The organism is Psychrobacter sp. 28M-43, assembly GCF_014770435.1.
GTDB lineage: Bacteria > Pseudomonadota > Gammaproteobacteria > Pseudomonadales > Moraxellaceae > Psychrobacter.
In genome coordinates this window covers 2,713,504-2,738,833 of sequence record NZ_CP061739.1, presented here as the reverse complement: position 1 = coordinate 2,738,833, position 25,330 = coordinate 2,713,504, and the positions used below count along the sequence as shown (strand labels likewise).

Here is a 25,330-nt window from a genome sequence, read left to right as displayed (position 1 = left end):
GAATAACAATGACGTTGTATCATACCTAATTTAGCTGAGTAAGTATTATGGGGCAGGAATTACCGTCGGTGTTTTTAGTGGGTCCGATGGGAGCAGGGAAGACGACAATCGGAAAACTGCTTGCCAAGCAGTTAGGTCGCACTTTTGTAGACAGCGATTGGTATATTGAATCGCAGACAGGTGCCGACATTGCTTGGATATTTGCCAAAGAAGGTGAAGCAGGTTTCCGTGAGCGTGAAACGCGTGCCATTGATGAATTGACCCAAAACTCTCAAATCGTATTGGCGACCGGTGGCGGTGCAGTTATGTGTGCTGAAAACAGAGAGTTTCTAAAACAGCGTGGCATCGTCGTTTATCTTAATGCACCTGTCGAGGTGCAGCTGGCACGTACCTCTAAAGACAAGTCTCGACCATTATTGCAGCAGCCTAATCCTAGAAAAATATTGCAAGATTTGTATAGTGCTCGCGATCCACTCTATCGCCAAGTCGCCCATATTATTATGCCTACTGGTCACACGTACCCACGCCATATGGTCAATCAATTGATGCAGCAGCTAGAATCATTCGTCGACTGCACTACCGACGCATCAGTGCACCAAGAAGACTAGTCATAGACTGGCTACTACGATTGATATGCAGACTCAATTACTTTTACCTCATCGAAAATGCTTTAGGAGTATCACATGGTAATGCCGTTTCATGATGGCCTAATAGTTCAGACGCAAAGTCATGATTATCCTATTGTCATTACTGAACAATCTACGACTGAACATAGCAGTATGGCGAAGCAGATCGCGCCTTATATCAATGGTCGTCAGGTTTTAATCGTCACTAATGACACTGTGGCGCCTTTATACTTAAAAGCATTAGAAGATGAGCTAGCAGAGCAGTTTACGGTAAAGGTGTGCGCACTGCCAGATGGCGAACAATACAAAAATCAGGCAAGTATTGATCAGATTTATGATGCGCTAATGACAGAACACTTCAATCGTGATGTGACACTTATTGCCCTTGGCGGTGGTGTAATCGGAGATATGACTGGCTTTGCTGCTGCCAGTTTTATGCGCGGTGTCAATTTTATTCAAATTCCAACGACGCTACTGTCACAAGTAGATTCTAGTGTTGGTGGTAAAACGGGTATCAATCATCCGCAAGGTAAAAATATGATTGGTGCTTTTTGGCAGCCGCAAATGGTGCTTGCCGATATGAGTACGCTTAAGACACTGCCTGCACGTGAGCTATCGGCTGGAGTGGCCGAGATTATTAAATATGCCCTTATCATGGATGAGGCATTTCTAACGTGGCTTGAGGCAAACTTGCCTGCAATGATGGCGCTTGACTTGGCAGTACTTGGTGAAGCTGTAAAGCGCTGCTGTCAGTACAAAGCCGATGTAGTGGCACAAGACGAAAGAGAGTCCGGTGTGCGCGCGCTATTGAACTTTGGTCATACTTTTGGTCATGTAATTGAAACACATGAAGGCTATGGTAATTGGTTGCATGGCGAAGCAGTAGCGGCTGGTATGGTACAAGCAGCTGAGCTATCGCAAAAGATTGGCTGGTTAACTGATGATGAAGTTGTACGTATTAAGCGTGTTTTAGAATTGGCAAACTTACCTATTACGCCACCAGCTATTGGTGTAGACACTGCTCTAGATTTAATGGGACACGATAAAAAAGTGAAACACGGACAAATCCGCCTAATTTTGTTAAAATCAATAGGCGATGCGGTAATGACTAATGAGTTTGACAGCCAGTTATTACATGAAGTTTTGTCAAAACATAGCGCATAACGTCTCAAGAATTTATCGTTTATATATTTATACTAAAATCTCGTACTTATAGCCGACTGGTTAGCTGTACCTCTGTTTGAATAAGCATTTATACCATGCTGTAAAACATGTGTTTACCAAGGACCGCCTCATGGCAACATCAAAAACAAAAACGCGTACTGCTAGCCAATCATACAGTCGTCAAGCACTGATTTGGCTAATAGTGACCCTACTTTTAGGGGTGGTCACAGCGTTAGTATGGATGTTTAGTCAAACGCCAGCCATGGGTGCCAAAATTGAGAATGCACCGATATCAGCGCCAGAGATTTTGAATGAAGAGTTTGAGCAACCACTAAAAGTCGAATCGCTACATGAATTAGATACGGATGTACAACCGATTAACTTTGATGCAACGATTCGAGATTTGCGCGATTATCCTGATGAGTTCAAAGATAAGCGTTATCTGCTGGCTAATAAAGGCAAGTGGACTGTTCAAGTAATGAATGTCGCTGAAAACGATGTGATTGTTAGTTACTTAGAAGGCCGTCAAGATCGTGATAAATTTGCTTATTTCCGTTATCTTGATGATGAAAAACAAGTCCGTTATATGCTGACTTATGGGGTTATGAGTAGCCCGCAAGAAGCGGTAGGAGCAGCAAAGTTAATAGACTTTAAGTTACCTACGAATGTACGTGTACTGCCAGAAGAGATTAATCGGTATGTCAGTATTATTGATAATTATGAGCGTCCTGATCCAGTAAAAGATTTGAGTACGAAGCGTACACGTGCTGTTGATTTGAAACCTACTAAGCGCGAAGTGCCAGCTCGTTTGCAAGAAGAAGCTGATGACGCCGCTGCTCAAGCAGCCAGTGCTAATAATAATCGAGGTAACCAAGAAAGCAACAATAGTAGCACCACTCAAGAGAGTATTCGTCAGTCGGTAGATACCTCTGCCACCTTATCTGTTAGTGAAGAGCGTACGGTTGGTGGTGAGACGCAGACAATATCTGAAGCATCGCCAAAAGACGAAAACAACGCAAGTAAACCCGCGCCAGAAAACAAAAAGCCTGCGGCATCGGCGGAGAACGCTACTAGTAAGAAGCCACCAGTCGTGCCAACACCTAAGCCTCCTAGTAGCACGAACAATAATTCAAATGCTAATGGCAAAAGCGCTAACGCTAATCCTCCCAAAAATAATAGCGACAGTATAAAAGCGCTAATAGAAGACAAGAGTAATTAGCTTTTGCTTGATTAATTAAACCCACTAGCTATTTGGTTAGTGGGTTTTTTTAGCACTATACAAAATAGTTTTATCGTCATCATAAAAGGCAAGCTACTACTGCTAAGTATTATCAAAGCCTTTTGCTAAATGTCATTTATATAGTTTGCATTAAAATTTTAATAGCAGTTTTATTTGTCTCATAACCAATAGTAATAAGTCCTCTTACAATTTATGGCTGATGAATCGATAGAAAAGACTAGATTTTTCGACAATCATTAACTAATATAACTGTGGGCGACGTTCTGTATAGTTATCGTAAAAAGTGTCTATTTAACAACTATTTAGTGGTTTTTTCTTAGTTTTTAGAGTTCTTTACTAAATATTATTGTCTCAAGCGCGGTTACTTACTATCTATAATGAGGTTATCGTAAGTGACGCAACCTCTCTTATTGTCACTCTTTTTAGGGTAAACAAAGTGCTTGAATACAGAGCGTCAGATATTCAAGATAAACAAGTGCACCGTTATTAAGTCATTGTATGCTTAGCTCTCAATGCTAGACATGACAACATAACAAATGATGCTTAAATGAACGGCATTAGATATCACTGATTGAGTAACTGGCATTGAAGGGCGTAGATTCTCCCGTTGCCAAGGGCTGCTACTTACTATCTTTTGATACACGGACCACATGTCAAGACATCAGCTAACGACCAGGAGGGTCAAGGGTTTTACTTTCTCTTAGAGTATGATGTCTATCGAGCATTGCACTATTTGCCAATTCGAACACACGAATATCCACTATCAGCCCGTTCTGCTTACGGGTACCAACTTATACTCCGCATTGGAAATGTAAGTTGCCCGTCTACTTAAAAGGACAAGCTATGTCAATGATTTCCTCACAAACACACCTGGCCACGCCAGATGATTTTTCTGATAATTGCGGTTTTGGCCTAATTGCCCATATTGAGGGTGAAGCGAGCCATGATTTGGTGAAAACTGCCATTCATAGTTTAAGTTGTATGACACATCGCGGCGGTGTTGCTGCTGACGGTAGAACTGGTGATGGTTGTGGCTTACTATTAGCGACGCCTACCGATTTCTTTAAACAGATTGCTGACGAGCAGCAATTTGCCATTACGGACAACTTTGCTGTCGGTATGGTGTTCGTTAATTTAGATAGCGATAAAGCCACGCATAGCCAACAAGTATTAAGCGATGAGATTACAGCCCAAGGATTAGAAGTGGCTGGCTGGCGTGATGTACCACTTGACTTGAGTATTGTTGGTGAGATTGGTCGTGAGACATTGCCAGACTTTAAGCAAGTGTTTGTTAATGCGCCAGATGATCTAGCTGCCGATGATTTCAACCGTAAGCTATTTGTTGCGCGCAAAAAAGCAGAGCAGCGTTTGACGGATGATGAGCTATTTTACGTCTGTTCATTGAGTTGTCAGACCATTATTTATAAAGGCTTGGTAATGCCTTCAGACTTACCAGCGTTTTTCTTGGATTTGCAAGATGAGCGTTTGGCATCACATATCGTAGTCTTCCATCAGCGTTTCTCAACCAATACCTTACCGCGCTGGCCACTGGCACAGCCATTCCGTTATCTTGCGCATAACGGTGAGTTAAATACCATCACAGGTAACCGCAACTGGTCTAAAGCCCGTACGCCAAAGCTAAAATCAGACAAGCTGCCTAACTTGAATGAGCTGACACCACTTGTAAATAGTACCGGTTCTGATTCATCTAGCTTAGATAATATGCTTGAAGTGCTTATGTCAGGTGGTATGAACCTGTTCCATGCGATGTCTATCTTGGTACCGCCAGCGTGGCAGAACGTTGATAGCATGGATATGGATCTGCGTGCGTTTTATGAGTTTTACTCACAGCATATGGAAGCGTGGGACGGTCCAGCAGGTCTAGTCATTCAAGATGGACGCTATGCGGTCTGTATGCTCGATAGAAATGGTCTGCGCCCATCACGTTGGGTAACCACTAAGAATGGTTATATCACTGTTGCATCAGAAGTGGGCGTTTGGGATTACGAGCCACAAGATGTATTAGCAAAAGGTCGCGTTGGACCTGGTCAAATGCTGGTCATTGATACGTTGACTGGTCAAATTCTAGATACGACCGCTATTGCAACTTTACTAAAAACGGCGCATCCATATCGTAAATGGTTGCGTGAAGAAGCAACGCGTGTTCGTGATGATGAACGTCTAGAAGAGACGTTGGCAACGCAAGCGTGCCGTGGTGATAAGCTAAAAGCGCTACAAAAGATGTATCACATCACCAATGAAGAGCGTACAGAAATCATTCGCCCTAATGCTGAAAATGGTCAAGAACCAGTCGGCTCAATGGGTGACGATACGCCAATGGCTGTACTATCGCAGCAAATTCGCCATGTCGGTGACTTCTTTCGCCAACAGTTTGCACAGGTGACCAATCCGCCAATCGATCCATTACGTGAATCAATTGTGATGTCGCTGCAGACTTGTTTAGGCGCTGAGACTAACGTATTTGCGCCATCTGCGAGAGACGCTCATCGTATTATTTTGTCATCGCCAGTATTGTCAGCCAGCAAGATGCAGCAGCTTGAAACCTTGGATGATCCAGCGTTCAAGATGGCTCGTATTGATCTGAACTATGACCGTACTTTAGAACTATCTGATGCTATCGTCGCTATCTGTGAGCAAGTGGCAGATAACATTCGCTCAGGTAATACGTTGATTGTCTTGTCTGATAAAGATATCGATGCAGACAAAGTACCCGCCAATGCTATTATGGTTACTGGTGCTGTGCATCATTATCTAATCGCGCAAGGTATTCGTACCGATGCTAACTTAATCATTGAGACGGGCCTTGCCCGTGACTCGCATCAAATAGCGGTATTGATCGGCTTTGGTGCAACTTGTGTATATCCATATCTAGCATATGATGTCATTGATGATTTGGTCGCTACTGGTGAGTTACTTGGTGATCCGATTCAAGCCCGTGTTAATTTCCGCAAAGGCTTGGATAAAGGTTTGCTAAAAATCTTATCAAAAATGGGTATCTCTACCATTGTTTCTTATCGTGGCGCGCAGTTATTTGAAGCGGTTGGCCTATCAGAAGAAGTGGTCAGTTTATGCTTTAAAGGCGTACAAAGTCGTATCAAAGGCGCTACCTTTGCAGACCTTGCCGCTGATCAAGCTCAATTGGCTGCTAATGCGTTTAAGCGTCGTGCCCCTCTAGATCAGGGCGGTCTGCTGAAGTTTGTCTTTAATAAAGAGTACCATGCCTTTAACCCTGACGTGATTAACAGCCTGCATACCGCAGTACGTACAGGTGATTACGATAATTACCGCAATTATGCTGATCTAGTTAATAGCCGTCCGGTCGCGACTTTACGTGATTTATTGCAACTGAAAACTGACAACAGTATCGATGTCAATGAAGTGGAAGATATCTCTGAAATCTTGACGCGTTTTGACTCAGCTGGCATGTCATTAGGAGCGCTATCTCCTGAAGCGCATGAGTCAATTGCGATGGCTATGAATACCATCGGTGGTCGTTCAAACTCTGGTGAGGGTGGTGAAGATCCTGCGCGTTATGGCACATTGCGCAACTCAAAGATCAAGCAAGTTGCTTCTGGTCGTTTTGGGGTCACACCTGCCTACCTTCGTTCCGCTGAAGTCATGCAGATTAAAGTAGCTCAAGGTGCCAAGCCTGGTGAAGGTGGGCAGCTACCTGGTGGTAAAGTCAACGCGCTGATTGCACGCTTGCGTTATTCGGTGCCAGGTGTGACCTTGATTTCACCGCCGCCGCATCATGATATTTATTCTATCGAAGATTTGGCACAGCTGATTTTTGATTTGAAACAAGTCAATCCAGATGCATTGGTATCGGTTAAATTGGTCTCACGTCCAGGTGTGGGTACGATCGCGACAGGCGTTGCAAAAGCCTATGCCGATTTGATTACTATCTCAGGCTATGACGGTGGTACGGCAGCGTCTCCGCTATCGTCTATCCATCATGCAGGCTCGCCATGGGAGTTAGGTTTGGCTGAGACTCATCAGTCTCTACGAGTGAATGGGTTACGTGATAAGGTACGTGTCCAGACTGACGGTGGTCTAAAAACAGGATTGGATGTAGTAAAAGCTGCTATCTTGGGTGCAGAGAGCTTTGGCTTTGGTACCACGCCGATGATTGCAGTTGGTTGTAAGTACCTACGTATTTGCCATTTAAACAACTGTCCGACAGGTGTTGCTACTCAAAAAGCCAAGTTGCGTGATGAGCATTTCATTGGCGAAGCAGAAATGCTGATTAACTTCTTTAAGTTTGTCGCAACTGAGACGCGTGAATGGTTGGCGGCGCTAGGTGTTCGTAGTATGGAAGAGCTGGTCGGTCGTACTGACTTGCTTGATATCTTAGAAGGTAATACGGACAAGCAGCGTCATCTTGATTTAACACCATTGCTATTTAGTCACCCAGCCAGTGTGGGCAAAGCACAAACTTGTCAGGTTGAGCGTAATGAGCCGTTTGATAAAGGCTTGCTTGCTGAGCAGATGATTAGCGATATGCTTGTGAACATTCGCAAAGGGGCGGGCGGCGATTATAGCTATTTCGTTGGTAACTGTGACCGCTCTATCGGTGCCCGTATTTCTGGTGAGATTGCGCAAGTCTGGGGCAACCTTGGCATGAGCGATATGCCAATTAAGCTTCGTCTAACTGGTACTGCAGGGCAAAGTTTGGGCGTGTGGAATGCTGGCGGTTTAAATATCGAGCTTGAAGGCGATGCCAATGACTATGTGGGCAAAGGCATGGCTGGTGGTGAGATTGTTATTTATCCGCCAAAAGACTCAAACTTTGTAGCACAAGAAACGGCAATCATCGGTAATACCTGTCTCTATGGTGCAACTGGCGGTAAGCTATACGCTGCTGGTACAGCAGGTGAGCGTTTTGGCGTCCGTAACTCTGGCGCACATGCAGTCATCGAAGGCACAGGCGACCATTGCTGTGAATATATGACTGGCGGTATCGTCACGATTCTTGGCCGTACTGGACTCAACTTCGGTGCTGGTATGACGGGTGGTTTTGCGTATGTACTCGATATGGAAGGCGACTTCTTTGACCGTTGCAACCATGAGCTAATCGATCTAAACCGTATTTCAAGCGAGCAAACAGAAGAGCATCGTATTCATTTGCAACAAGTGATTGAAGCTCATGTAGATAAAACAGGCAGTGCATGGGGTCAGACAATTCTGAACGACTTTGAGCACTATGTTCGTAAGTTCTATTTGGTTAAGCCAAAAGCGGCGAACATTGCAAGCCTTCTTAAAACTACCATGGCCGACCCACAATAGCCGATACATGACTGCCTATCGTATCAATGGAATGCATTGATGGATTGTATTGATGGATCGGCAGTCGCTTTAATCAGGTTAGCCAGCGTTCCGTTTTTAGAGACGTTTTAACTCACAGGTTTTCAGCAGGTACGTGACAGCAGCGATATATGTCTTAGATTTTAGACAACCAAACATCGCTGACTGTCGCCACCCACTGCAAAAGAGCCTTATATAAAAGAGATAGCACCATGGCAAAACGCTTAGAAAATAACTTCCAGTTTTTAGATGTACCGAGATTTGATCCAACCAAAAAAGACATTGCAACGCGTTCAACAGAGTTTGTTGAGATTTATAAGCCTTTCGAAAACGAAGCCGTTGCTCAGCAAGCGCACCGTTGTCTTGAGTGTGGTAACCCGTACTGCGAATGGAAATGTCCAGTACACAACTATATTCCTAACTGGCTAAAACTGGCCACAGAAGGTCAGATATTTCAGGCAGCTGAATTGTGCCACCGTACCAATACCTTGCCTGAAGTATGCGGACGAGTTTGCCCGCAAGATCGTCTGTGTGAAGGCGCTTGTACGTTAAATGATGGTTTTGGCGCAGTGACCATTGGTAATGTTGAAAAATATATCAACGATACTGCGTTTGCACTTGGCTGGCGTCCAGATATGTCTGAAGTCGTTTGGACAGATAAAAAAGTCGCTATCATTGGCGCAGGACCAGCAGGTCTGGGTTGCGCAGATATCCTGGTCAGAAATGGTGTCAAGCCAGTCGTCTTTGATAAGCGTCCTGAAATTGGTGGCTTACTGACATTCGGTATCCCTGAGTTCAAAATGGAAAAAGACGTCATGCGCAATCGCCGCGTGATCTTTGAAGACATGGGTATCGAATTCCGTTTAGAGACAGAGATTGGTACAGACGTCACCATTGATGAGCTATTGGCTGAGTATGACGCAGTGTTTATGGGTATGGGTACATACACCTATATGCGCGGCGGCTTCGCTGGTGAAGAGCTGACAGGCGTCTACGATGCACTAGATTACCTGATTGCCAACGTGAACCGTTGCAATGACTGGGAAAAAGACGCTGAAGAGTACATCGACTTTAAAGGTAAAAAGGTGGTGGTACTTGGTGGCGGCGATACAGCAATGGACTGTAACCGTACCAGTATCCGTCAAGGCGCCGAAAAAGTAGTTTGTGCTTATCGCCGTGACGAAGAAAACATGCCAGGTTCACGCCGTGAAGTGGTCAATGCTCGCGAGGAAGGCGTCGAGTTCTTATTTAATCGTCAGCCAACCGAAATCATCGGCTTAAACGGTAAAGTTAACGGCGTAAAAGTTGTTACTACTCAGTTAGGCGCACCAGACAACCGTGGTCGTCAACGCCCTGAACCAATTCCTAATTCTGAAGAGATCATCCCATGTGATGCAGTCATCATGGCATTTGGTTTTAGACCAAGTCCTGCTGATTGGTTTGAGTCTCAAAAAGTGGGGATGGACAGCTCTGGTCGCGTATTAGCAGCCGAAAAGCAAACCTTCAAATTCCAGACTCAAAATCCTAAAATCTTCGCTGGTGGCGATATGGTGCGCGGTTCTGACTTGGTTGTGACGGCGATTTGGGAAGGCCGCGAAGCTGCGGAAGGTATTCTAGACTACCTAGAAGTGTAATACGCTAGCGCAATAGACTATTATTCATTAACACTAATGCAGATCTTGATAAGTAATTCGATGAGTCATTTGGTGAATAGTCTTCAATAGTGTAGATATCAATATAGTGTGCTAGGATATTTTTTATAACGCCTTTTACCTGTGAATAATAGGTAAAAGGCGTTATTTTTTGCCCGTCATTTTGCTGATAGAATATTAACTTATACTTACCGCTAGTTATTGAGATATTTTAATAATACTTTATTAGAATGTCTCACCTAAACATTCCACCCAAAAAGAGTAGCCTTGCGTGAAACCCACCCTTTATCAGCGTATCACTGCTCCATTTGTCGAACCCTATGTTCGCTACCAACATGCAGATATCCTACATGCCACACGCCTAGGTACGGCTGTGATACTAGCCCTATTGGTCAATAAAATCACCAATCTTCCGCACGGTGAATGGACGACTATTACCGTATTTATCATTCTAGGGTTATTGCAATACCAAGGCGCTATTTATACCAAGGCTAAAGAGCGCGTAATCGGTACTTTATTAGGTATTGGTACTGCGCTTGGGGTGTTATGGTTTAATCAGAACGCAGGCGCATGGCTGTGGGTGGACTATGCCCTCATTGGTCTGCTCAGTGGCATTATTGGCTATCTAGCCGTCAGACAGCTCGGGTATACAGGACTGTTAACGGGTATCACTATGTTGATGATTGTCTCTGATTTAGGCAATAATAGCATTGGTCAAGACGGCATCTACCGCGCGCTAAATATCCTACTGGGGACAGGCGTTTCGGTAGCAGTGACGCTGATTTTACCGCTAAAGTCGACCTTGATGTGGCGGTTCTTATTGAGTAGCAATCTTGACGCTTGTAGTAGCCTCTATGCAGGCGTAGGTCATCATATTGACGCAACGGATGGAGTAGTGGACGACTCTGTTCAAAAGCTAAACCCAGTGGCTTTTCCTGTTAAGGAAGTACCCGTTGATAGAGCGTTGATCACAGCGTTACAGCAGATCAATAAACGTCTGCTAGCCGTGCGCCCACATATTGCGGCGACAGCAAGTGAGTCAGGAATCGAAAAAGAAACGCTAGAGACGATTCAACGTACCCACCGTAATATTATCGGGACGATTGATTTATTGTTAAGTGCGGCTCCGCGCTTAGCGAATATAGAAATTGATGAAGAAAACCATGTTCTATTGGTACATTATCAGCATGAGCTAACCCAAGCGATGCAACACATGGCAGCGGTATTACGTAGTCCAAGTGATGAAGTATTCCGACCCATTACACGTATTGCCGTCTCAGAGTATCCAAGCGTACAGCACCTAGCGTTTGAGTGGCAGGGCTATTTTTGGCTGACCCAAACCTTGCAGACTCAGTTGCAGCAGCTGAGTGATTTACTGCAAACATCGAAGCCGCATTGGTTTGCTGCATCTGGTCTGGGCTATCAACGCCGCGAGCAGCGCCGAATGAAAGAGCAGGGCGGCGAGACGGATTTACATTTATAACCTACAAAAAAACGCTGACCATTTAGGATCAGCGTTTTTATTTTAAAAAATTACTTTATTCTAAAATGCTAAATTAAAACTATTAACGACCAGTCTTTAGCTTATCCCAGTACTGTTGATACACTTGCAACGCCTCATCGCCTACATCTTCTTGGAACTCAGCTTTTGCTAATACTTCTTTAGAGGGATAAATCGTTGGATTGTTTTGGACGCTCTCATCCATCAGCTCACGTGCTGCTATGTTTGGTGATGCGTAGCCAATCTCTTCGCTAACGATTTTTGCATTTTCAGGACGCAACAAGTAATCAATAAATTTATGTGCTGCATCAACTTGCTTGGCATTTTTTGGAATGACAAAGTTATCCATCCATAAGATAGCGCCTTCGGTTGGATACTTATAAACCAAGCTAGTCAGGCCTTCGTCATTGGCCATGACTGCTTCACCATTCCATGTCATACCAAGCGCAGTCTCACCTTCGATATATGGCATACGTGTCGCATCAGAGTTAAAGGTTTTGACGTTTGGCATCAACGTGGTGAGCTTATCGTAAGCGGCTTCGATTTCGTCAGGATTACTACTATTACCTGAATAGCCAAGGGTCAGCAGTGCCATACCAAATACTTCACGCACGTCATTGGTCAGCATCACTTGACCTTTATACTTAGGATCCCATAGGTCATTCCAGCTATTGACAGTTTTCGGATCGACACTGTCACCGTTAATGGCTAAACCTGTGCTGCCCCACATATAAGGGATAGAGTATTTGTTATCAGGATCAACTTTGGTATTAGTAAATGAGGTATCAAGGTTTTTGAAATTGCTCAGTTTTGATTTGTCTAGCTCTTGTAGCAGTCCTTCTTTCGCCATTTTTTCGACGTAATAAGTCGATGGAATCGCTAAGTCATACTGACTAGAATCATCCAATAGTTTGAGCTTGGCATACATCGCTTCGTTAGAGTCAAATGTGGTGTAATTAACTGAGATGCCAGTCTCTTCTTCAAAGCCATCAAGAATTTCTTGCGGCATATACTCTGACCAGTTGTAAAGGTTCAGCGTCTCATTACTCGCCGCAGCACTGCCATCCGCTGCATTGTCAGAGTTGCTACAACTGGCAAGCACCAGGCCGACAGCCGCCGCTAACAATGCTTTTGGCACTATGTGACCGATACTAGCTAAGGTGTGAGTAGTTGGATGGGACGATGATAAATGGGTCAAAATATCTCTCCTAAATAAAGATAATGCAAATCAGAAAAATACAATAAAAAAGCCAAAAAGATAAAAGCCTAATAAGGCCAATAAAACTATTATGGTCATTCATTTATACAATTTAAAGGGTTGTTATTAAGGCAATGCTTAATAATACTAATAAAAATAGCCAGTTGGGCTAATGAGATGGGTAGTAAACTAACTTAGTGACAGCTAATTCTGAGTAGAATTGCTAGCGAGCTGCTAACCTCGAATCGAAAAAACATAGTATATAACCATGCTATGATTGGCGCAGGCCGAAGTATGGCGAACATCATCTAAGCAGATATCAGCCTTTGGCTCTAAGACACCAACCATACCATAATAATAAGGGATACAGCACAATGACCGAAAGCACCTCAACTCAAAACGGCTTGGATAAAAGCCACTCAGTTATACCGGCATTGCTTACGGATAAAGTTGCCATAGTCACTGGTGCCAGTCGTGGGCTTGGTGCACAGATTGCACAGCAAATGGCGGCAGCAGGTGCTATCGTTTGCGTCAACTACCTCAATAGTAAACAGGCTGCTGAGGCGGTAGTGGCTGATATCATCGCGACAGGTGGCCAAGCATTTGCTTATCAGGCGGATGTGACCGATCTTGAGCAAGTACAAGCCATGGCAGCTGAAGTCATCACTCGTTATGGACGTATCGATATATTGGTCAATAATGCCTTGCCGAATTATCAGTTTAATCCAAGCGCTGCGTACACCAGTATTGAAACGGTCAAGTGGTCGCACTTTTCGCAACAAATGGACGGTATCGTCAAAGGCGCAGTCAACACGGTGCAAGCGGTGCTGCCGCAAATGAAAGCGCAGCAAGTAGGTAAAATTATCAATATATCGACCAATCTTGTCTACAACCCAGTGGTTACCTATTATGATTACACCACGGCTAAATCAGCATTGATTGGACTGACTCGCAATCTAGCAAGCGAGCTTGGGCAGTATGGTATTCGAGTTAATTTGCTGGCAGGTGGATTATTAAAAACTACCGACGCAAGCAGCTTAACCACTGAAGAGGTATTTGATTATATCGCGACTACAACACCGCTGCGCCAAGCGACTTCAGTAGCTGACTTTGCCAATTCAGTATTGCTCATGGCGTCTGATTTGAGCATGGCTATTACTGGACAGTCTATCGCTGTTGATGGTGGCTTGACGATGCCTTAATTGAGGCCTTAACTGATGCCTTAATGCTCTATTGGATTTGTAGAAGAAAAAATGATCGTCAAGGTATTGGAGTCATCACCGCTACAGTTTTTATTTGAATCGTTTATATAAAATTAGCCCATAGCAAAAAGCCCTTACTACTCGGTTAGTAGGGGCTTTTTTTAAATAAATATTAATGGCTTTATGTGCCTGAACAGTCTTATGACTTCATTGCTAACTGATTAAGCACGGTTTGAATACCATACTCTTCAATCGTCCCAGTGACAAAGTCAGCGCGTTCTATTAAAGCTGGCTGTGCATCTCCCATGGCTACAGCAAATCCAACCAAGTCGAACATTTCTAAGTCATTCATACCATCACCAAATGCAATACACTCGCTTGCATCTACCGCATAGTACTCGCATACATCTTTGATGCCGCGAGCTTTTGATGCCTCTGCTGGCAATATATCGGCACCAATCTGATGCCAATGTACCAGCTTTAAATCATATTGGGCAAAGTCGATATCCTGCATCTTTTCTTGCTGATTGTTAAAAAATACCGAGCACTGATAGACAGTATTTAATTTGTAGTACTCAGGGTCAAGGATCGAGTTGGGCGTAAACGCATTGAACTCGCGTAAACGTTCATTTTCACCTGACCAAGCGATATGAGTGGCAGAGTCAAACTTATGAATCAAATCACTCTGCTGGCACAGACGCACGATTTTATCTGTCTGTTCAGCCGTTAACGGGTAGTGGCTGATTCGGCCGCTTTTATCAAAACTATATTGTCCATTCATACAAATAATGGCATCCAATATATCTGCATCAAGCAACGCTAAAATGTCTTCAGGCAGTATGGCTTTAGAACGACCAGTCGAAATCACTAGTTTAATATCGGTATCTGCAAGCTGCTCAAGCGTCGCTTTATTGTGTTCAGCGATGATGCCATTACGGCTCAAGGTATCATCGATGTCAAAAAAGATGATTTTGGGGGTCGAAATCTTAGTAGTCATACTTTCTTTGGCAATCTTATCTTCGATAAACATGATGATCCTATTATTTTTAATCGTGTAGATACAATGATTCAGATACTACTACAACATACCCAATCAGATAAATACCTATCGAGTAACCTATGATGCTACAAGTATGCTTATTGAGACAGTATTTACATGTAGCCTGTAGAACCGCTCATTGCTTGTCCAGAGGATTAACAAAAATGCTAAACGATATGATTAACTTAATCGTGTCTATTTATTATAAAGTTATATTCAATTATCAAAAATAATCTACGAAATAAGATGGACTATCGTTATTAATGCATCAGTTACCTAAAGGAACAAGTATGAACTTTTTCACCTTAAAATCAGTTACAGTTTTGGCAACCTTGGCCTTATCTGCCAATGCTTTTGCAATGGATGTTAAATTTAATGATGCTGCTTGGGATGGTAAAAAAATACCTGAGGGGCAGCAATGTCTAAACTATGATGGCAAAAGTCCAGCCACGCCTAGCATGACTGTTTCAAACATTCCGGCAGGCGCGGAAAGCTTGGTGTTCGTCTACAACGATGTAAGCAACAAACGTATGCAACATGGTGGACATGGTATCGTGGAGTTCGCATTACCAGAGGGTGCTACGAGCGCAGAAGTGCCACGAGTATTTGGTCATACTTACGAAGTACCAGTAGGTATTGAGATGGTCGCAGAATACCGCAGCCGTAAAGGCGAGGCAGGCGGTGCATATAAGCCGCCTTGTTCTGGCGGCAAAAACCATCTGTATACGGTAGATGTACAAGCATGGCAAGGCGACTCGGTACTTGCTGAGACAACAGTTGAGATGGGTCGGTATTGATACGTTAGCTATTCAATTAATATGCAACAGTTAGTATGCAACAAAGCCGTCTATACAACACTATTTATACATAGCGTAGACGGCTTTTTATTGAAGGTAAGTTGTGTTTTTTATACCTATAAATACGTTAACTTAATAAACATGACAGACCCTGATAAATGCTTGTAGAGTTTAGTCTATAAGTAAACATGACTTAGTCATATAAGTGCGTTGAGGCAGGGCTATAGGAGAATATAGATTAGGCTTGTTAACTATTGGAATAATGCCAAGATACTGAACGTGACAACTTTGTAGTATAATTTTACTACTATAGATATCGGTATGCTATATCATTGAAACTTCTATGTTATAAATCTAAAAAAATCATAGCAAATGATAAAAATGTTATTAATTATACTTTATCTTAAAGTATACCTTGATTTAAATGAATTTTTTATAAATAAGGTTTCTTATGAACATAACGACAAGCCAATCCTCAGAAGATAGAAAAAGGCATGGCGAGCATATTCTTATTCACATGACATATATCGCCAAAAATGTCGATCTAGATTCGGGGATTGAGCTGACTCGCGCACTTGAGTACTGGCGCAGATATTTTGAAGAAAACGATATCGTTTCAGCTTTAGTCATTAGCGAAGGTTATTTCGTTCAAAGTTTTCAAGGAACAAGACCTGCTATCAATACTGCCTTGGAAAAGATACTTGACGAGCATTCCACTATTGTCCCTAATATTGTGAATATAGCGGAAATAGAATCGCGCCAATGGAAAGGGTTTTTAGTTAAACATCTAACCTCAAGCGTTGAAGATGAAGAGCATGCCCTAAAGAACTTTTCAGCAGGCTCTGACTACAATCCTTACCTAATGAAAAGCTCTCAGATTGAAAGCTTCTTGAAGGCGGTTTTTGAAAATGCTGAATCTAATTAATTTTAAATGAATAGTATTTATTTCTTAAATATTTGCCTCTTAGAGTTGTTAGTAGTCACTTGTCCTAGCTTTCAACAAAAAGCCGTCCATACGTTTGTATAGGCGGCTTTTTGTTGAAAGTAAGTTAGCAGTATCGGTACAGGATGTTTTCTTAGCAACTGGATAAAATATTGGCGGATGTTCATAAGTGACTATTTATACCTGACTTTTGCAGGACTTAACTACTAAAAATGACCTAGTGATACTTGTTTTTGCCATGTTATTTTAAGCTATGGATGATAAGAAGCTGGTCAATTCCCAAGAGTTTTATTGATTATACTTTATGATAAAGTGTATATTAATTTATATACCTATTATATAAATGGATTTTCTTATGCAAATAACGACAAGTCAAACTTCAGAAAATAGGAAAAGACATGGCGAGCATCTGCTGATTAGCCTAACGTATATCGGTAAAAATATCGAAATGAAAACAGGTATAGAATTGACTCGTGCTCTTGAGCAATGGCGAAGATACTTTGAGGAAAGTGGGTTAGTTGCAGCGCTTGTGATCAATGACGGTTACTTTGTTCAAAACATTCAAGGCTCAAGACCGGCGGTCAACGCTGCTCTAGCGAAGATAATTGATGAGCATTTCAAGATTATTCCTAATGTTGTTAAGGTGGAAGAGATAGAAGCGCTTCGATGGGATGGATTCGTAACCAAACACCTGACGGAAAGTGCCGAAGATGAAGAGTATGCCTTAAAAAGTTTCTCAGCAGGGTTTGATTTCAATCCTTATCTAATGAAAAGTACTCAGATTGAAAGCTTTTTGACAGCGATATTTGAAGGTGCTGAATCCGATAGGTTTTAAGTGAGTAGCATTTCTATACCATAAGAGTCATCTATTTTAATTGGTGTAAAAAAGCCGTCTATAAAGTATCTTTTGATTTAGATAATTTTTTATAAGTAAGGTTTCTTATGCATATCACTACCAGCCAGCCTTTAGAAAATAGAAAAAGACAGGGTGAGCATATTACTCTAAGCCTAACGTATATTGGCAGAAATAGTGACAGTAATAATGGAATAGGGTTGGCTCGTCTACTTGAGCAATGGCGAAGGAATAATGAAAAAAGTGGTGTAACCTCAGCGCTTGTCGTGAATGACAATTACTTTATTCAAAATATTGAAGGTCCAAGACCTCTTATCAATGAAATACTAGTAAAATTGATCAGTGAGTACTCTTACCTAGTACCCCACCTCAGTGAAATTGAGGAAATAGAAGAACGTAGGTGGGATGGGTTTTTAATAAAATATTTAACATCAAGTGCAGAAGACGAAGAATATACCCTAAAAAGTTTCTCAGCAGGTGCTGACTTTAATCCTTATCTAATGAACAGTACTCAGATTACAAGCTTCCTGAAAGTGATATTTGAGTATGCTGTATCTAATAAGTCTTAAATAAGTTCACTATTCTGATTAGCGTGAAAAAGCCGCCTATACGTTTGTGTAGGCGGCTTTTTAATAGGAGCTGTTTAATTTTATTAGCTAGATTTTGAACTAGGATTTCCAAAATTTAACTAGTCAAACTAGCCAATCTCAACACTCGTCACATTCTGAAAGCCTCTTGGCAACTGACCACCACGATTACCACGAACACCCGTATAGTTAGCCAAATCATTTGGCTTGAGTGTCACATGGCGTTTGCCAGCAGTAATGACAAGGCTGTCTTGCTGACTAAGTGGTGTGATAGCAAGTACTTCTTCCCCGTCTTTTAATTTAATAAGTTTGTTCCCTTTACCGCGAGCTTGTTCAGGCAAATCATCAAGGGCAAATATTAGTAGATATCCTGCATTGGTCGCGACAGCAACATGATCAGGGGTCACACGTATATTACTATTTTCACCTTCGGCATTGGCGGCCGTCTCTACTGGTGCGTCGATACGTGCAACAGGGAGCAAGCGACTATCAGTTGCTAGGTTAATGACGTTTTTACCAGCTTTTTGATTGCTATCGAGATTACCAATGGTATTGATAAAACCATAACCTGCTGAGCTGGCAAGGATAATACGTTGCTCGTTATCACCCGTTAATAGCTGCTCAAAGCTGGCACCTGCTGGCGGCTTTAACACACTGGTTAGCGGATCACCTTGACCACGCGCAGACGCTAAATTATGCGCATCGATACTGTAACTGCGTCCAGTGCTGTCGAGCACGTAGATTCGCTCGTTAGATTTGCCGCGCACGTGCGCTTGATAGCTGTCACCTGAGCGGTAACTCATACCAGCAGCATCGACATCATGACCTTTGGCTGCGCGAATCCAACCCGCTTTCGATAAGATGGCAGTGACCGGCTCACTCGGTACGAGATCTGACTCTTTCAGTGCTTGTGCTTCTTCGCGTTCTGCCAATGGTGATACACGCTCATTGCCATGTTCTTTCATATCGGCAGTAAGCTCATCGATCATCAAGTTGGTCAAACTGTCTGGATTGTCTAAGTATTCTTGAATGATGGCACGTTCGGCAGCAAGTTCATCTTGCTCGCGGCGCAGCTCAATCTCTTCTAATTTTGCCAACTGACGCAAACGAATATCCAAGATAGCATTGGCTTGAATGTCAGTCAGGTCATAGTCCTGCATCAAGGTTGCTTTCGGATCATCCTCTTCACGAATGATGCGAATCACTTCATCAATATTCAGATAAGCAATCAGTAAACCTGCCAAGATATGCAAGCGTTTATCGATTTTATCGAGGCGATATTGCAAACGGCGCGTGACCACCGAGCGGCGACAGACTAACCATTCTTCCAAAACTTCTTTTAAGTTTTTCACCTGCGGCTTACCATTTAAGCCAATCATATTCATATTGACGCGGTAATTGCTTTCTAGGTCAGTACTGGCAAACAGGTGACTCATGACACGATCGACATCGACTCGCGTTGAGCGCAACTCAAGGACGATACGGCAGGCATTTTCATGATCTGATTCATCATGAATATCCGTCACCCAAGGCAGCTTTTTATCGGTCATAAGCTTAGCAATTTGCTCTTGGATTTTGTTGCCTGACACTTGGTAAGGAAGGGCATCAATGATGACAAGGTTCTTTTCTTTAGGGTCAACATGAAAGGTCGCGCGCATCTTATAACTGCCGCGTCCAGTCTCGTACATTGCTTGCAAATCTTTTTTACTAGTGATGATTTCCGCTGGCGTTGGTAGGTCAGGCGCAGGTATCGATTGGGTAAGCTGCTTAACCGACAGCTCTGGGTTTTTGAGCAAACGAATGGCCGCGCGTACCACTTCATTAAGGTTATGCGGTGGAATATCGGTTGCCATACCAACCGCGATACCTGTTGTACCGTTTAATAAAATATTAGGTAGGCGGGCAGGTAGGGTGGTCGGTTCTTGCATCGTACCATCAAAGTTATCTTGCCAATCGACGGTGCCTTGACCCAGTTCTGCGAGCAACGTATTGGCATAAGCCGACATTTTGGCTTCGGTATAACGCATCGCAGCAAAAGATTTCGGATCATCTGGGCTACCCCAGTTACCTTGACCAGTGATAAGTGGATAGCGATAACTGAACGGCTGTGCCATCAGTACCATGGCTTCATAACAAGCGCTATCACCATGCGGATGGTATTTACCCAATACGTCACCGACCGTACGTGCAGACTTTTTCGCTTTGGCAGAGGACTTTAGCCCAAGCTCGCTCATAGCATAGACGATGCGACGCTGGACAGGTTTTAGACCGTCAGCGATATTTGGCAACGCCCGATCCATGATGACGTACATGGCATAGTTGAGATAGGCTTGTTCAGTGAACTCTGCGACTGAACGAGTGTCCATCGGCTCATTGGAAATAATTGGGGCGATCGTATGATCAATAACATCAGACATAAAATAGGATTCACTTATCAGTTTTAATAGGTATAGATAGTTGGTTCAAGCATACAAATAGGATAGTGCTATCGTAAAGGATATTGCACCAATTAAAAAGACGTATGTCAGAATATACGACATCTCGTGACGTGCTTAAAACAAGCGCTTATAAGGATCTTTTATAGTGTGGTGACTCATAGCTTTTATAGATTAAGTTAAGTATAGTAAATCTAATATTTGTTTTTTATATGGGTAATAGATGTCTTAAGGTTTAATCGTTTTTATTTAGGATATTTTATCTATTATTAGTCTATAAAAAGTAGGTACAGAATAGTTTTAATGCAAAATTAATAACTGAAAGTATGACAGCTAATAGACTGAATAAGGCGGCTGATTTGCCTATTTAAATAGCGTTAACCATATATTGACACGGACAAGTCGCTACTGAATTATCTTACAATAAGGAATTTCTGTTATGTCATTTGACCCTCTATCTAAAATTTCCGCCTCTAAAATGCTAAAAAACGAAAGTAAGCACCTAGGGAAAAACGCTACTAGAAATGTGCTGTTGATTACTGCTATAGCCAGTCTAGGATTGACAGCCTGTAGCCCTGCACAAATGAGCAAAACGCTACCAGCCGAGACAAGCAGCACAGTCAATCAAGATGCAGCAGTGGTGTCAGAGTCTATCATGGCGTCACCCAGTATTAGGCCATCAGTCATCAGCCAACAGATGATGATACGTTCTGCGGCGCAGACAGGTATCGTACGCCCATTACCGAGCATCATAGTCACGCCAGAGGCAAAAGACAACTATCAAAAAAACGCAGCCAATCCTGTACATCGAACTACGGATATGGCGGTATCCACCCTGTCTATCGATACCGATACGGGCAGCTACGCCAATGTGCGCCGCTATTTAAACGAGGGTCAATTACCACCTGTTGATGCCGTACGGGTAGAGGAATTGATTAATTATTTTAACTATCAATTTGATGATGGCAAACGCTTAGGTAGTGCCCCGTTTGTTGTATCAACTGAAGTAGTGGATTCACCTTGGGATAGAGTAGATCAGGATAATAAAATCGTCAAAGTTGGTATCAAAGCCGTTGATAGTAGCTGGTCGCAAAAAACGGATAAGCAGTCTATGCCACCTGCCAATCTCGTATTTTTAGTAGATGTGTCAGGCTCTATGTCGTCGCGCGATAAGCTGCCATTGGCTCAGTCTTCGCTTAAGTTGTTGACAGAGCAAATGCGCGCCCAAGACAGTATCAGCATCGTGACCTATTCAGGTAGTACTAGTGTGGCATTGCCTGCGACCAATGGTGACCAAAAAGCAAAAATATTGGCTGCAATCGAGGGGTTGAATGCATCAGGCTCAACCAATGGGGAAGATGCTCTTAAATTGGCCTACAGGCAAGCTGAGCAGGGTCTAAAGAAGAATGGTATCAATCGAATCATGATGTTAACGGATGGCGATTTTAACGTTGGTATTAGTGATGTCGATGATATGCTTGATTTGGTCAAAGCCAATCGCGATCGCGGTATCTCTTTGTCTACCGTTGGCTTTGGTCGCGATAATCTTAATGATCACATGATGGAACAGATGGCGGACAACGGCAATGGTAATTACAGCTATATTGACAGCTTAACTGAAGCGAAAAAAGTCTTTGGGGATGAGTTAGCAGCGACATTCAACACTGTTGCTAAAGATGTAAAAGTCCAAGTTGAGTTTAATCCTGATGTGGTAAGTGAGTGGCGCTTGATTGGTTATGAAAATCGCGTACTGGCTGAAGAAGATTTCAATAATGACAAAATTGATGCAGGTGAGCTTGGGGCGGGTAAGGCAGTTATCGCTTTGTTTGAGGTAACACCAAAAGGTCAAAAAGGGTTATATAGCGATCGCCGTTATGCTGCTAGCAATGCTAGTACTAGTTCGAATAATAAACAGAACTCTAATGAGCTTGGTTATCTAAAAATTCGTTATAAAGAACCGACAGGTGGTAGCTCCAAACTGATTAGCCAACCTATTAATAAAGCTAGCCACGCTTTAAACAAAGCCAGTATCGATACTCAGTTTGCGATGGCAGTAGCAGGATTTGGTCAACGCTTGACTCAAAGCGATTATATTAATGACTGGCAGTACAGTGATAGTACCAAGCTTGCAAGCAGTAGTATCGCAGATAGACCGAGTAGCGATACTGATGGTACTCGTCGCAACTTTGTGACGTTGACTGAGCTGGCGAGTGCGCTAAAAAATAGCCGATAGTGAACAGATATCGTGTCGGGATGGTCATTAGGAAGCAGAAGTCAAGGGTCATATTTTCTAATAGCTTGACTGATATTTTATATCTAATATATTGATATTTATAGGGATATTGAGCGTCAAGCCTATTTGAGAACTGGTGTAACAATCTTTTGTATTGAGTACTATGTATAAAGTGTGTATGTTAATGAACAAAGGGCTATTTACCGCTATATTGTTCGCTCAGCACTATACAAATATGTCGCAGCCTTGCTTTCTATCATAACGATAGGCAAGACTCTGACCTTTTGTATATTTATCACACTGTGATTGGCGTGAGTTGACGGTAATGTATTATTACTAGGAGAGAAAAGATTATGGAAAATCAAGGAAACTTAACCCGTCGTGACGATAAAGTTTGGCTAAAAACGTATGAAGAACTTGGTCTGGAGTATGACATTGAGTTGCCAGCCGACAATACGTCACTTATCGATATTTTCGAAAAAAGCTTCGCTGAAAATGCTGATAAAACTGCCTATATCTGCATGGGTTCATCGTTAAGCTTCCAAGAAGTAGATCTATACAGCCGTCAAATGGCCGCTTATCTACAGTCATTAGGATTGGTCAAAGGCGATAAAGTTGCGGTCATGATGCCCAACATTTTGCAGTTACCAATCTCTGTCATCGCTGTACTACGTGCAGGCTTTACTTTAGTCAACGTCAACCCTCTGTACACTACCAGAGAGCTCGAGCATCAGTTGACTGATTCAGACGCCAAAGTGCTAATCATGGTCGAAAACTTTGCCAAAACCTATCAAGACATCGGTCGCAATGTGGTCGATAAAGTCGTGATTACGGGTATGGGCGATTTGATGGGTACGCTCAAAGGCTTTATGGTTAATACGGTCGTCCGCCATGTCAAAAAAATGGTACCAGACTATAGTATTTCTAATAGCGTTAGTTTCAAAAGTGCATTAAAGCAAGTCACCGCTAGTAAATATAAGCGCCCAACCAATATCACGCTTGATGATATCGCTGTCCTACAGTATACCGGTGGTACGACAGGTGTGGCGAAAGGCGCGATGCTAACGCACAAAAACTTGGTGGCAAACTTAATTCAGTCTAATACCTTTTTGGGCACCGCTTTTGATGATTTCGATCAAAGAGGTGAGCAACCTGTGATTATGACGGCATTGCCGATGTATCATATTTTCTCATTCACCGTATGTGGTATGTTCGGTCTGTATCGCGGTTGTGTTGTATTATTAGTACCAAATCCACGCGATCTTGATAGCTTGTTAAAAGCATATAAAGCCAATCCACCAGCGTTCTTCCCAGCGGTAAACACGTTGTTCAACGCGCTTGCCAACAACGAAGAATTTATCGCGATGGATCATAGCAAGCTGCGTCAATCGATGGGCGGCGGCATGGCAGTACTAAGTCCAACAGCAGAGAAATGGCGTCAAGTAACTGGTAATATTATCATTCAAGGTTACGGCCTGTCTGAAACAGCACCAGTAGCGACTTCTAACCCTAGTAACAGCAAGACATTCACAGGTACCATTGGTGTACCGATGCCAGCAACAGATGTGGCGATTTTGGATGATGCAGGTAATGAAGTAGCACTTGGTGAGCGCGGTGAGATTAGTGTTCGTGGTCCACAGGTCATGAAAGGTTACTGGAACCGTGAAGATGCTACTGCCGAAGTGATGACAGCAGATGGGTTCTTCCGTACTGGTGATATCGGTATCATGGCTGACAATGGATATGTGACCATCGTTGATCGCAAAAAAGATATGATTTTGGTGTCTGGTTTTAACGTTTATCCGAACGAAGTCGAAGAAGTCATGGCTGGTCATCCTAAGATTTTAGAATGTGGTGTCATCGGTATTGAAGATGAGAAAAGCGGTGAGATTCCTAAGATCTATGTTGTCCGTAACGATCCTAGTCTGACCACTGAAGAAGTTCTTGAGTACGGTAAAGAGAACCTAACAGGTTATAAACGTCCTCGTCGTGTTGAGTTTATTGACGAGCTGCCAAAATCGAACGTTGGTAAGATTTTGCGTAAAGATCTACGCGTACTTGAAGAAAAAAACCACGGTTAATTTGCTGATACACGTACCTAGAGAGTTGTTTGATAGCTGCGTGTATTAACTAAAGGTACATGTGAAAGTATCGCTCGATTAGATACTGTCGTAACTAAAGTAGTAATCAAAAATGATAAGGCTGCAACCATGCTGTCTTATCATTTTTTTGTCTTTATCGCTTTTGACATTTGCGGATGACAGCTACTATTAATAGAGAATATCTATTAAAACTGCTATAGTGCCCATCGACGTATTTTTGTTTTTATCCAAAAAATCGTACTGGTTTTGCTCAAAACAACAGGCGAAATCATGATAGTAAATATTGTTCTCGACTTGGTCGTGCTGAGTGGTAGTATTATTTATCATGGACTTAGTGTCGCCATTTAATTTGCAAAGCTTATGAATGACAAACCCGATCATACTTATCTATTTCTTATTCATAAGCTTCTGCTGTCAGCGATAATCATAAAAA

The 25,330-nt window shown here is 42.7% G+C and carries 16 protein-coding genes; 13 read left to right on the top strand and 3 right to left on the bottom strand.

Features of this window, described 5'->3' with window-relative positions; genetic code table 11:
• The first annotated feature begins 47 nt into the window (after positions 1-47).
• The 6 genes from aroK (at position 48) to IEE84_RS11430 (ending at position 11,490) form a co-directional block, all read left to right on the top strand.
• Positions 48-608, top strand: a complete 561-nt coding sequence (gene aroK, locus IEE84_RS11455; RefSeq protein ID WP_191114260.1) for a shikimate kinase AroK — start codon at positions 48-50, stop codon at positions 606-608.
• A 75-nt stretch (positions 609-683) separates the two neighbouring features.
• Positions 684-1,790, top strand: coding sequence for a 3-dehydroquinate synthase (gene aroB / locus IEE84_RS11450; RefSeq protein ID WP_191114259.1), 1,107 nt, complete (start codon positions 684-686; stop codon positions 1,788-1,790).
• Between the two features lie 130 nt (positions 1,791-1,920).
• Positions 1,921-3,009, top strand: a complete 1,089-nt coding sequence (locus tag IEE84_RS11445; RefSeq protein ID WP_191114258.1) for a hypothetical protein — start codon at positions 1,921-1,923, stop codon at positions 3,007-3,009.
• Positions 3,010-3,873: 864 nt separating this feature from the next.
• A complete protein-coding gene (gltB, locus tag IEE84_RS11440) occupies positions 3,874-8,337 on the top strand; it encodes a glutamate synthase large subunit (RefSeq protein WP_191114257.1) in 4,464 nt (1,487 codons plus the stop codon).
• 230 nt (positions 8,338-8,567) lie between these two features.
• Positions 8,568-9,989, top strand: coding sequence for a glutamate synthase subunit beta (locus tag IEE84_RS11435; protein WP_191114256.1), 1,422 nt, complete (start codon positions 8,568-8,570; stop codon positions 9,987-9,989).
• A 289-nt stretch (positions 9,990-10,278) separates the two neighbouring features.
• Positions 10,279-11,490 carry an FUSC family protein gene (locus tag IEE84_RS11430; protein ID WP_191114255.1) on the top strand — a complete coding sequence of 404 codons (1,212 nt, stop codon included), beginning with the start codon at positions 10,279-10,281 and terminating at the stop codon, positions 11,488-11,490.
• A gap of 82 nt (positions 11,491-11,572) precedes the next feature.
• Here the strand turns inward: IEE84_RS11430 and IEE84_RS11425 are convergent, their stop codons facing one another.
• The gene (locus IEE84_RS11425) at positions 11,573-12,706 is read right to left on the bottom strand and encodes an ABC transporter substrate-binding protein (protein WP_191114254.1); all 1,134 of its coding nucleotides are present in this window, start codon (positions 12,704-12,706) and stop codon (positions 11,573-11,575) included.
• A 374-nt stretch (positions 12,707-13,080) separates the two neighbouring features.
• Between IEE84_RS11425 and IEE84_RS11420 the strand changes: the two genes are divergently transcribed.
• Positions 13,081-13,908: a 3-oxoacyl-ACP reductase gene (locus tag IEE84_RS11420; protein WP_191114253.1), complete on the top strand. Its 828-nt coding sequence runs from the start codon at positions 13,081-13,083 to the stop codon at positions 13,906-13,908.
• Between the two features lie 199 nt (positions 13,909-14,107).
• Here IEE84_RS11420 and IEE84_RS11415 read toward each other — a convergent pair whose 3' ends face one another.
• Positions 14,108-14,938 (bottom strand): HAD family hydrolase, encoded by an 831-nt coding sequence (locus IEE84_RS11415; protein ID WP_191114252.1) that lies wholly within the window; start codon positions 14,936-14,938, stop codon positions 14,108-14,110.
• 299 nt (positions 14,939-15,237) lie between these two features.
• Here IEE84_RS11415 and IEE84_RS11410 point away from each other — a divergent pair, with 299 nt between their 5' ends.
• From IEE84_RS11410 to IEE84_RS11395, 4 genes are all read left to right on the top strand, one after another.
• Complete coding sequence (locus IEE84_RS11410) at positions 15,238-15,744, top strand: hypothetical protein (protein WP_191114251.1); 507 nt, start codon at positions 15,238-15,240, stop codon at positions 15,742-15,744.
• 451 nt (positions 15,745-16,195) lie between these two features.
• Positions 16,196-16,669 (top strand): BLUF domain-containing protein, encoded by a 474-nt coding sequence (locus tag IEE84_RS11405; RefSeq protein ID WP_191114250.1) that lies wholly within the window; start codon positions 16,196-16,198, stop codon positions 16,667-16,669.
• A gap of 373 nt (positions 16,670-17,042) precedes the next feature.
• Positions 17,043-17,522, top strand: a complete 480-nt coding sequence (locus IEE84_RS11400) for a BLUF domain-containing protein (protein ID WP_191114249.1) — start codon at positions 17,043-17,045, stop codon at positions 17,520-17,522.
• A gap of 107 nt (positions 17,523-17,629) precedes the next feature.
• Positions 17,630-18,109: a BLUF domain-containing protein gene (locus IEE84_RS11395; protein WP_191114248.1), complete on the top strand. Its 480-nt coding sequence runs from the start codon at positions 17,630-17,632 to the stop codon at positions 18,107-18,109.
• A 128-nt stretch (positions 18,110-18,237) separates the two neighbouring features.
• On the opposite strand, the gene parC is transcribed toward IEE84_RS11395, so the two are convergent.
• The gene (gene parC, locus IEE84_RS11390; protein ID WP_191114247.1) at positions 18,238-20,544 is read right to left on the bottom strand and encodes a DNA topoisomerase IV subunit A; all 2,307 of its coding nucleotides are present in this window, start codon (positions 20,542-20,544) and stop codon (positions 18,238-18,240) included.
• Positions 20,545-21,001: 457 nt separating this feature from the next.
• On the opposite strand from parC, the gene IEE84_RS11385 reads away from it, so the two are divergent.
• Together IEE84_RS11385 and IEE84_RS11380 are read left to right on the top strand one after the other, a co-directional pair.
• Positions 21,002-22,795 carry a vWA domain-containing protein gene (locus IEE84_RS11385; protein ID WP_191114246.1) on the top strand — a complete coding sequence of 598 codons (1,794 nt, stop codon included), beginning with the start codon at positions 21,002-21,004 and terminating at the stop codon, positions 22,793-22,795.
• 353 nt (positions 22,796-23,148) lie between these two features.
• Complete coding sequence (locus tag IEE84_RS11380; protein WP_191114245.1) at positions 23,149-24,876, top strand: AMP-binding protein; 1,728 nt, start codon at positions 23,149-23,151, stop codon at positions 24,874-24,876.
• Positions 24,877-25,330: the final 454 nt, after the last annotated feature.

Bases quoted from the DNA above. Each gene is read 5' to 3' on its own strand.
- aroK (WP_191114260.1), top strand. From the start codon at position 48: ATGGGGCAGGAATTACCGTCGGTGTTTTTAGTGGGTCCGATGGGAGCA.
- aroB (WP_191114259.1), top strand. From the start codon at position 684: ATGGTAATGCCGTTTCATGATGGCCTAATAGTTCAGACGCAAAGTCAT.
- IEE84_RS11445 (WP_191114258.1), top strand. From the start codon at position 1,921: ATGGCAACATCAAAAACAAAAACGCGTACTGCTAGCCAATCATACAGT.
- gltB (WP_191114257.1), top strand. From the start codon at position 3,874: ATGTCAATGATTTCCTCACAAACACACCTGGCCACGCCAGATGATTTT.
- IEE84_RS11435 (WP_191114256.1), top strand. From the start codon at position 8,568: ATGGCAAAACGCTTAGAAAATAACTTCCAGTTTTTAGATGTACCGAGA.
- IEE84_RS11420 (WP_191114253.1), top strand. From the start codon at position 13,081: ATGACCGAAAGCACCTCAACTCAAAACGGCTTGGATAAAAGCCACTCA.
- IEE84_RS11415 (WP_191114252.1), bottom strand. From the start codon at position 14,938: ATGTTTATCGAAGATAAGATTGCCAAAGAAAGTATGACTACTAAGATT.
- IEE84_RS11410 (WP_191114251.1), top strand. From the start codon at position 15,238: ATGAACTTTTTCACCTTAAAATCAGTTACAGTTTTGGCAACCTTGGCC.
- IEE84_RS11405 (WP_191114250.1), top strand. From the start codon at position 16,196: ATGAACATAACGACAAGCCAATCCTCAGAAGATAGAAAAAGGCATGGC.
- IEE84_RS11400 (WP_191114249.1), top strand. From the start codon at position 17,043: ATGCAAATAACGACAAGTCAAACTTCAGAAAATAGGAAAAGACATGGC.
- IEE84_RS11395 (WP_191114248.1), top strand. From the start codon at position 17,630: ATGCATATCACTACCAGCCAGCCTTTAGAAAATAGAAAAAGACAGGGT.
- parC (WP_191114247.1), bottom strand. From the start codon at position 20,544: ATGTCTGATGTTATTGATCATACGATCGCCCCAATTATTTCCAATGAG.
- IEE84_RS11385 (WP_191114246.1), top strand. From the start codon at position 21,002: ATGTCATTTGACCCTCTATCTAAAATTTCCGCCTCTAAAATGCTAAAA.
- IEE84_RS11380 (WP_191114245.1), top strand. From the start codon at position 23,149: ATGGAAAATCAAGGAAACTTAACCCGTCGTGACGATAAAGTTTGGCTA.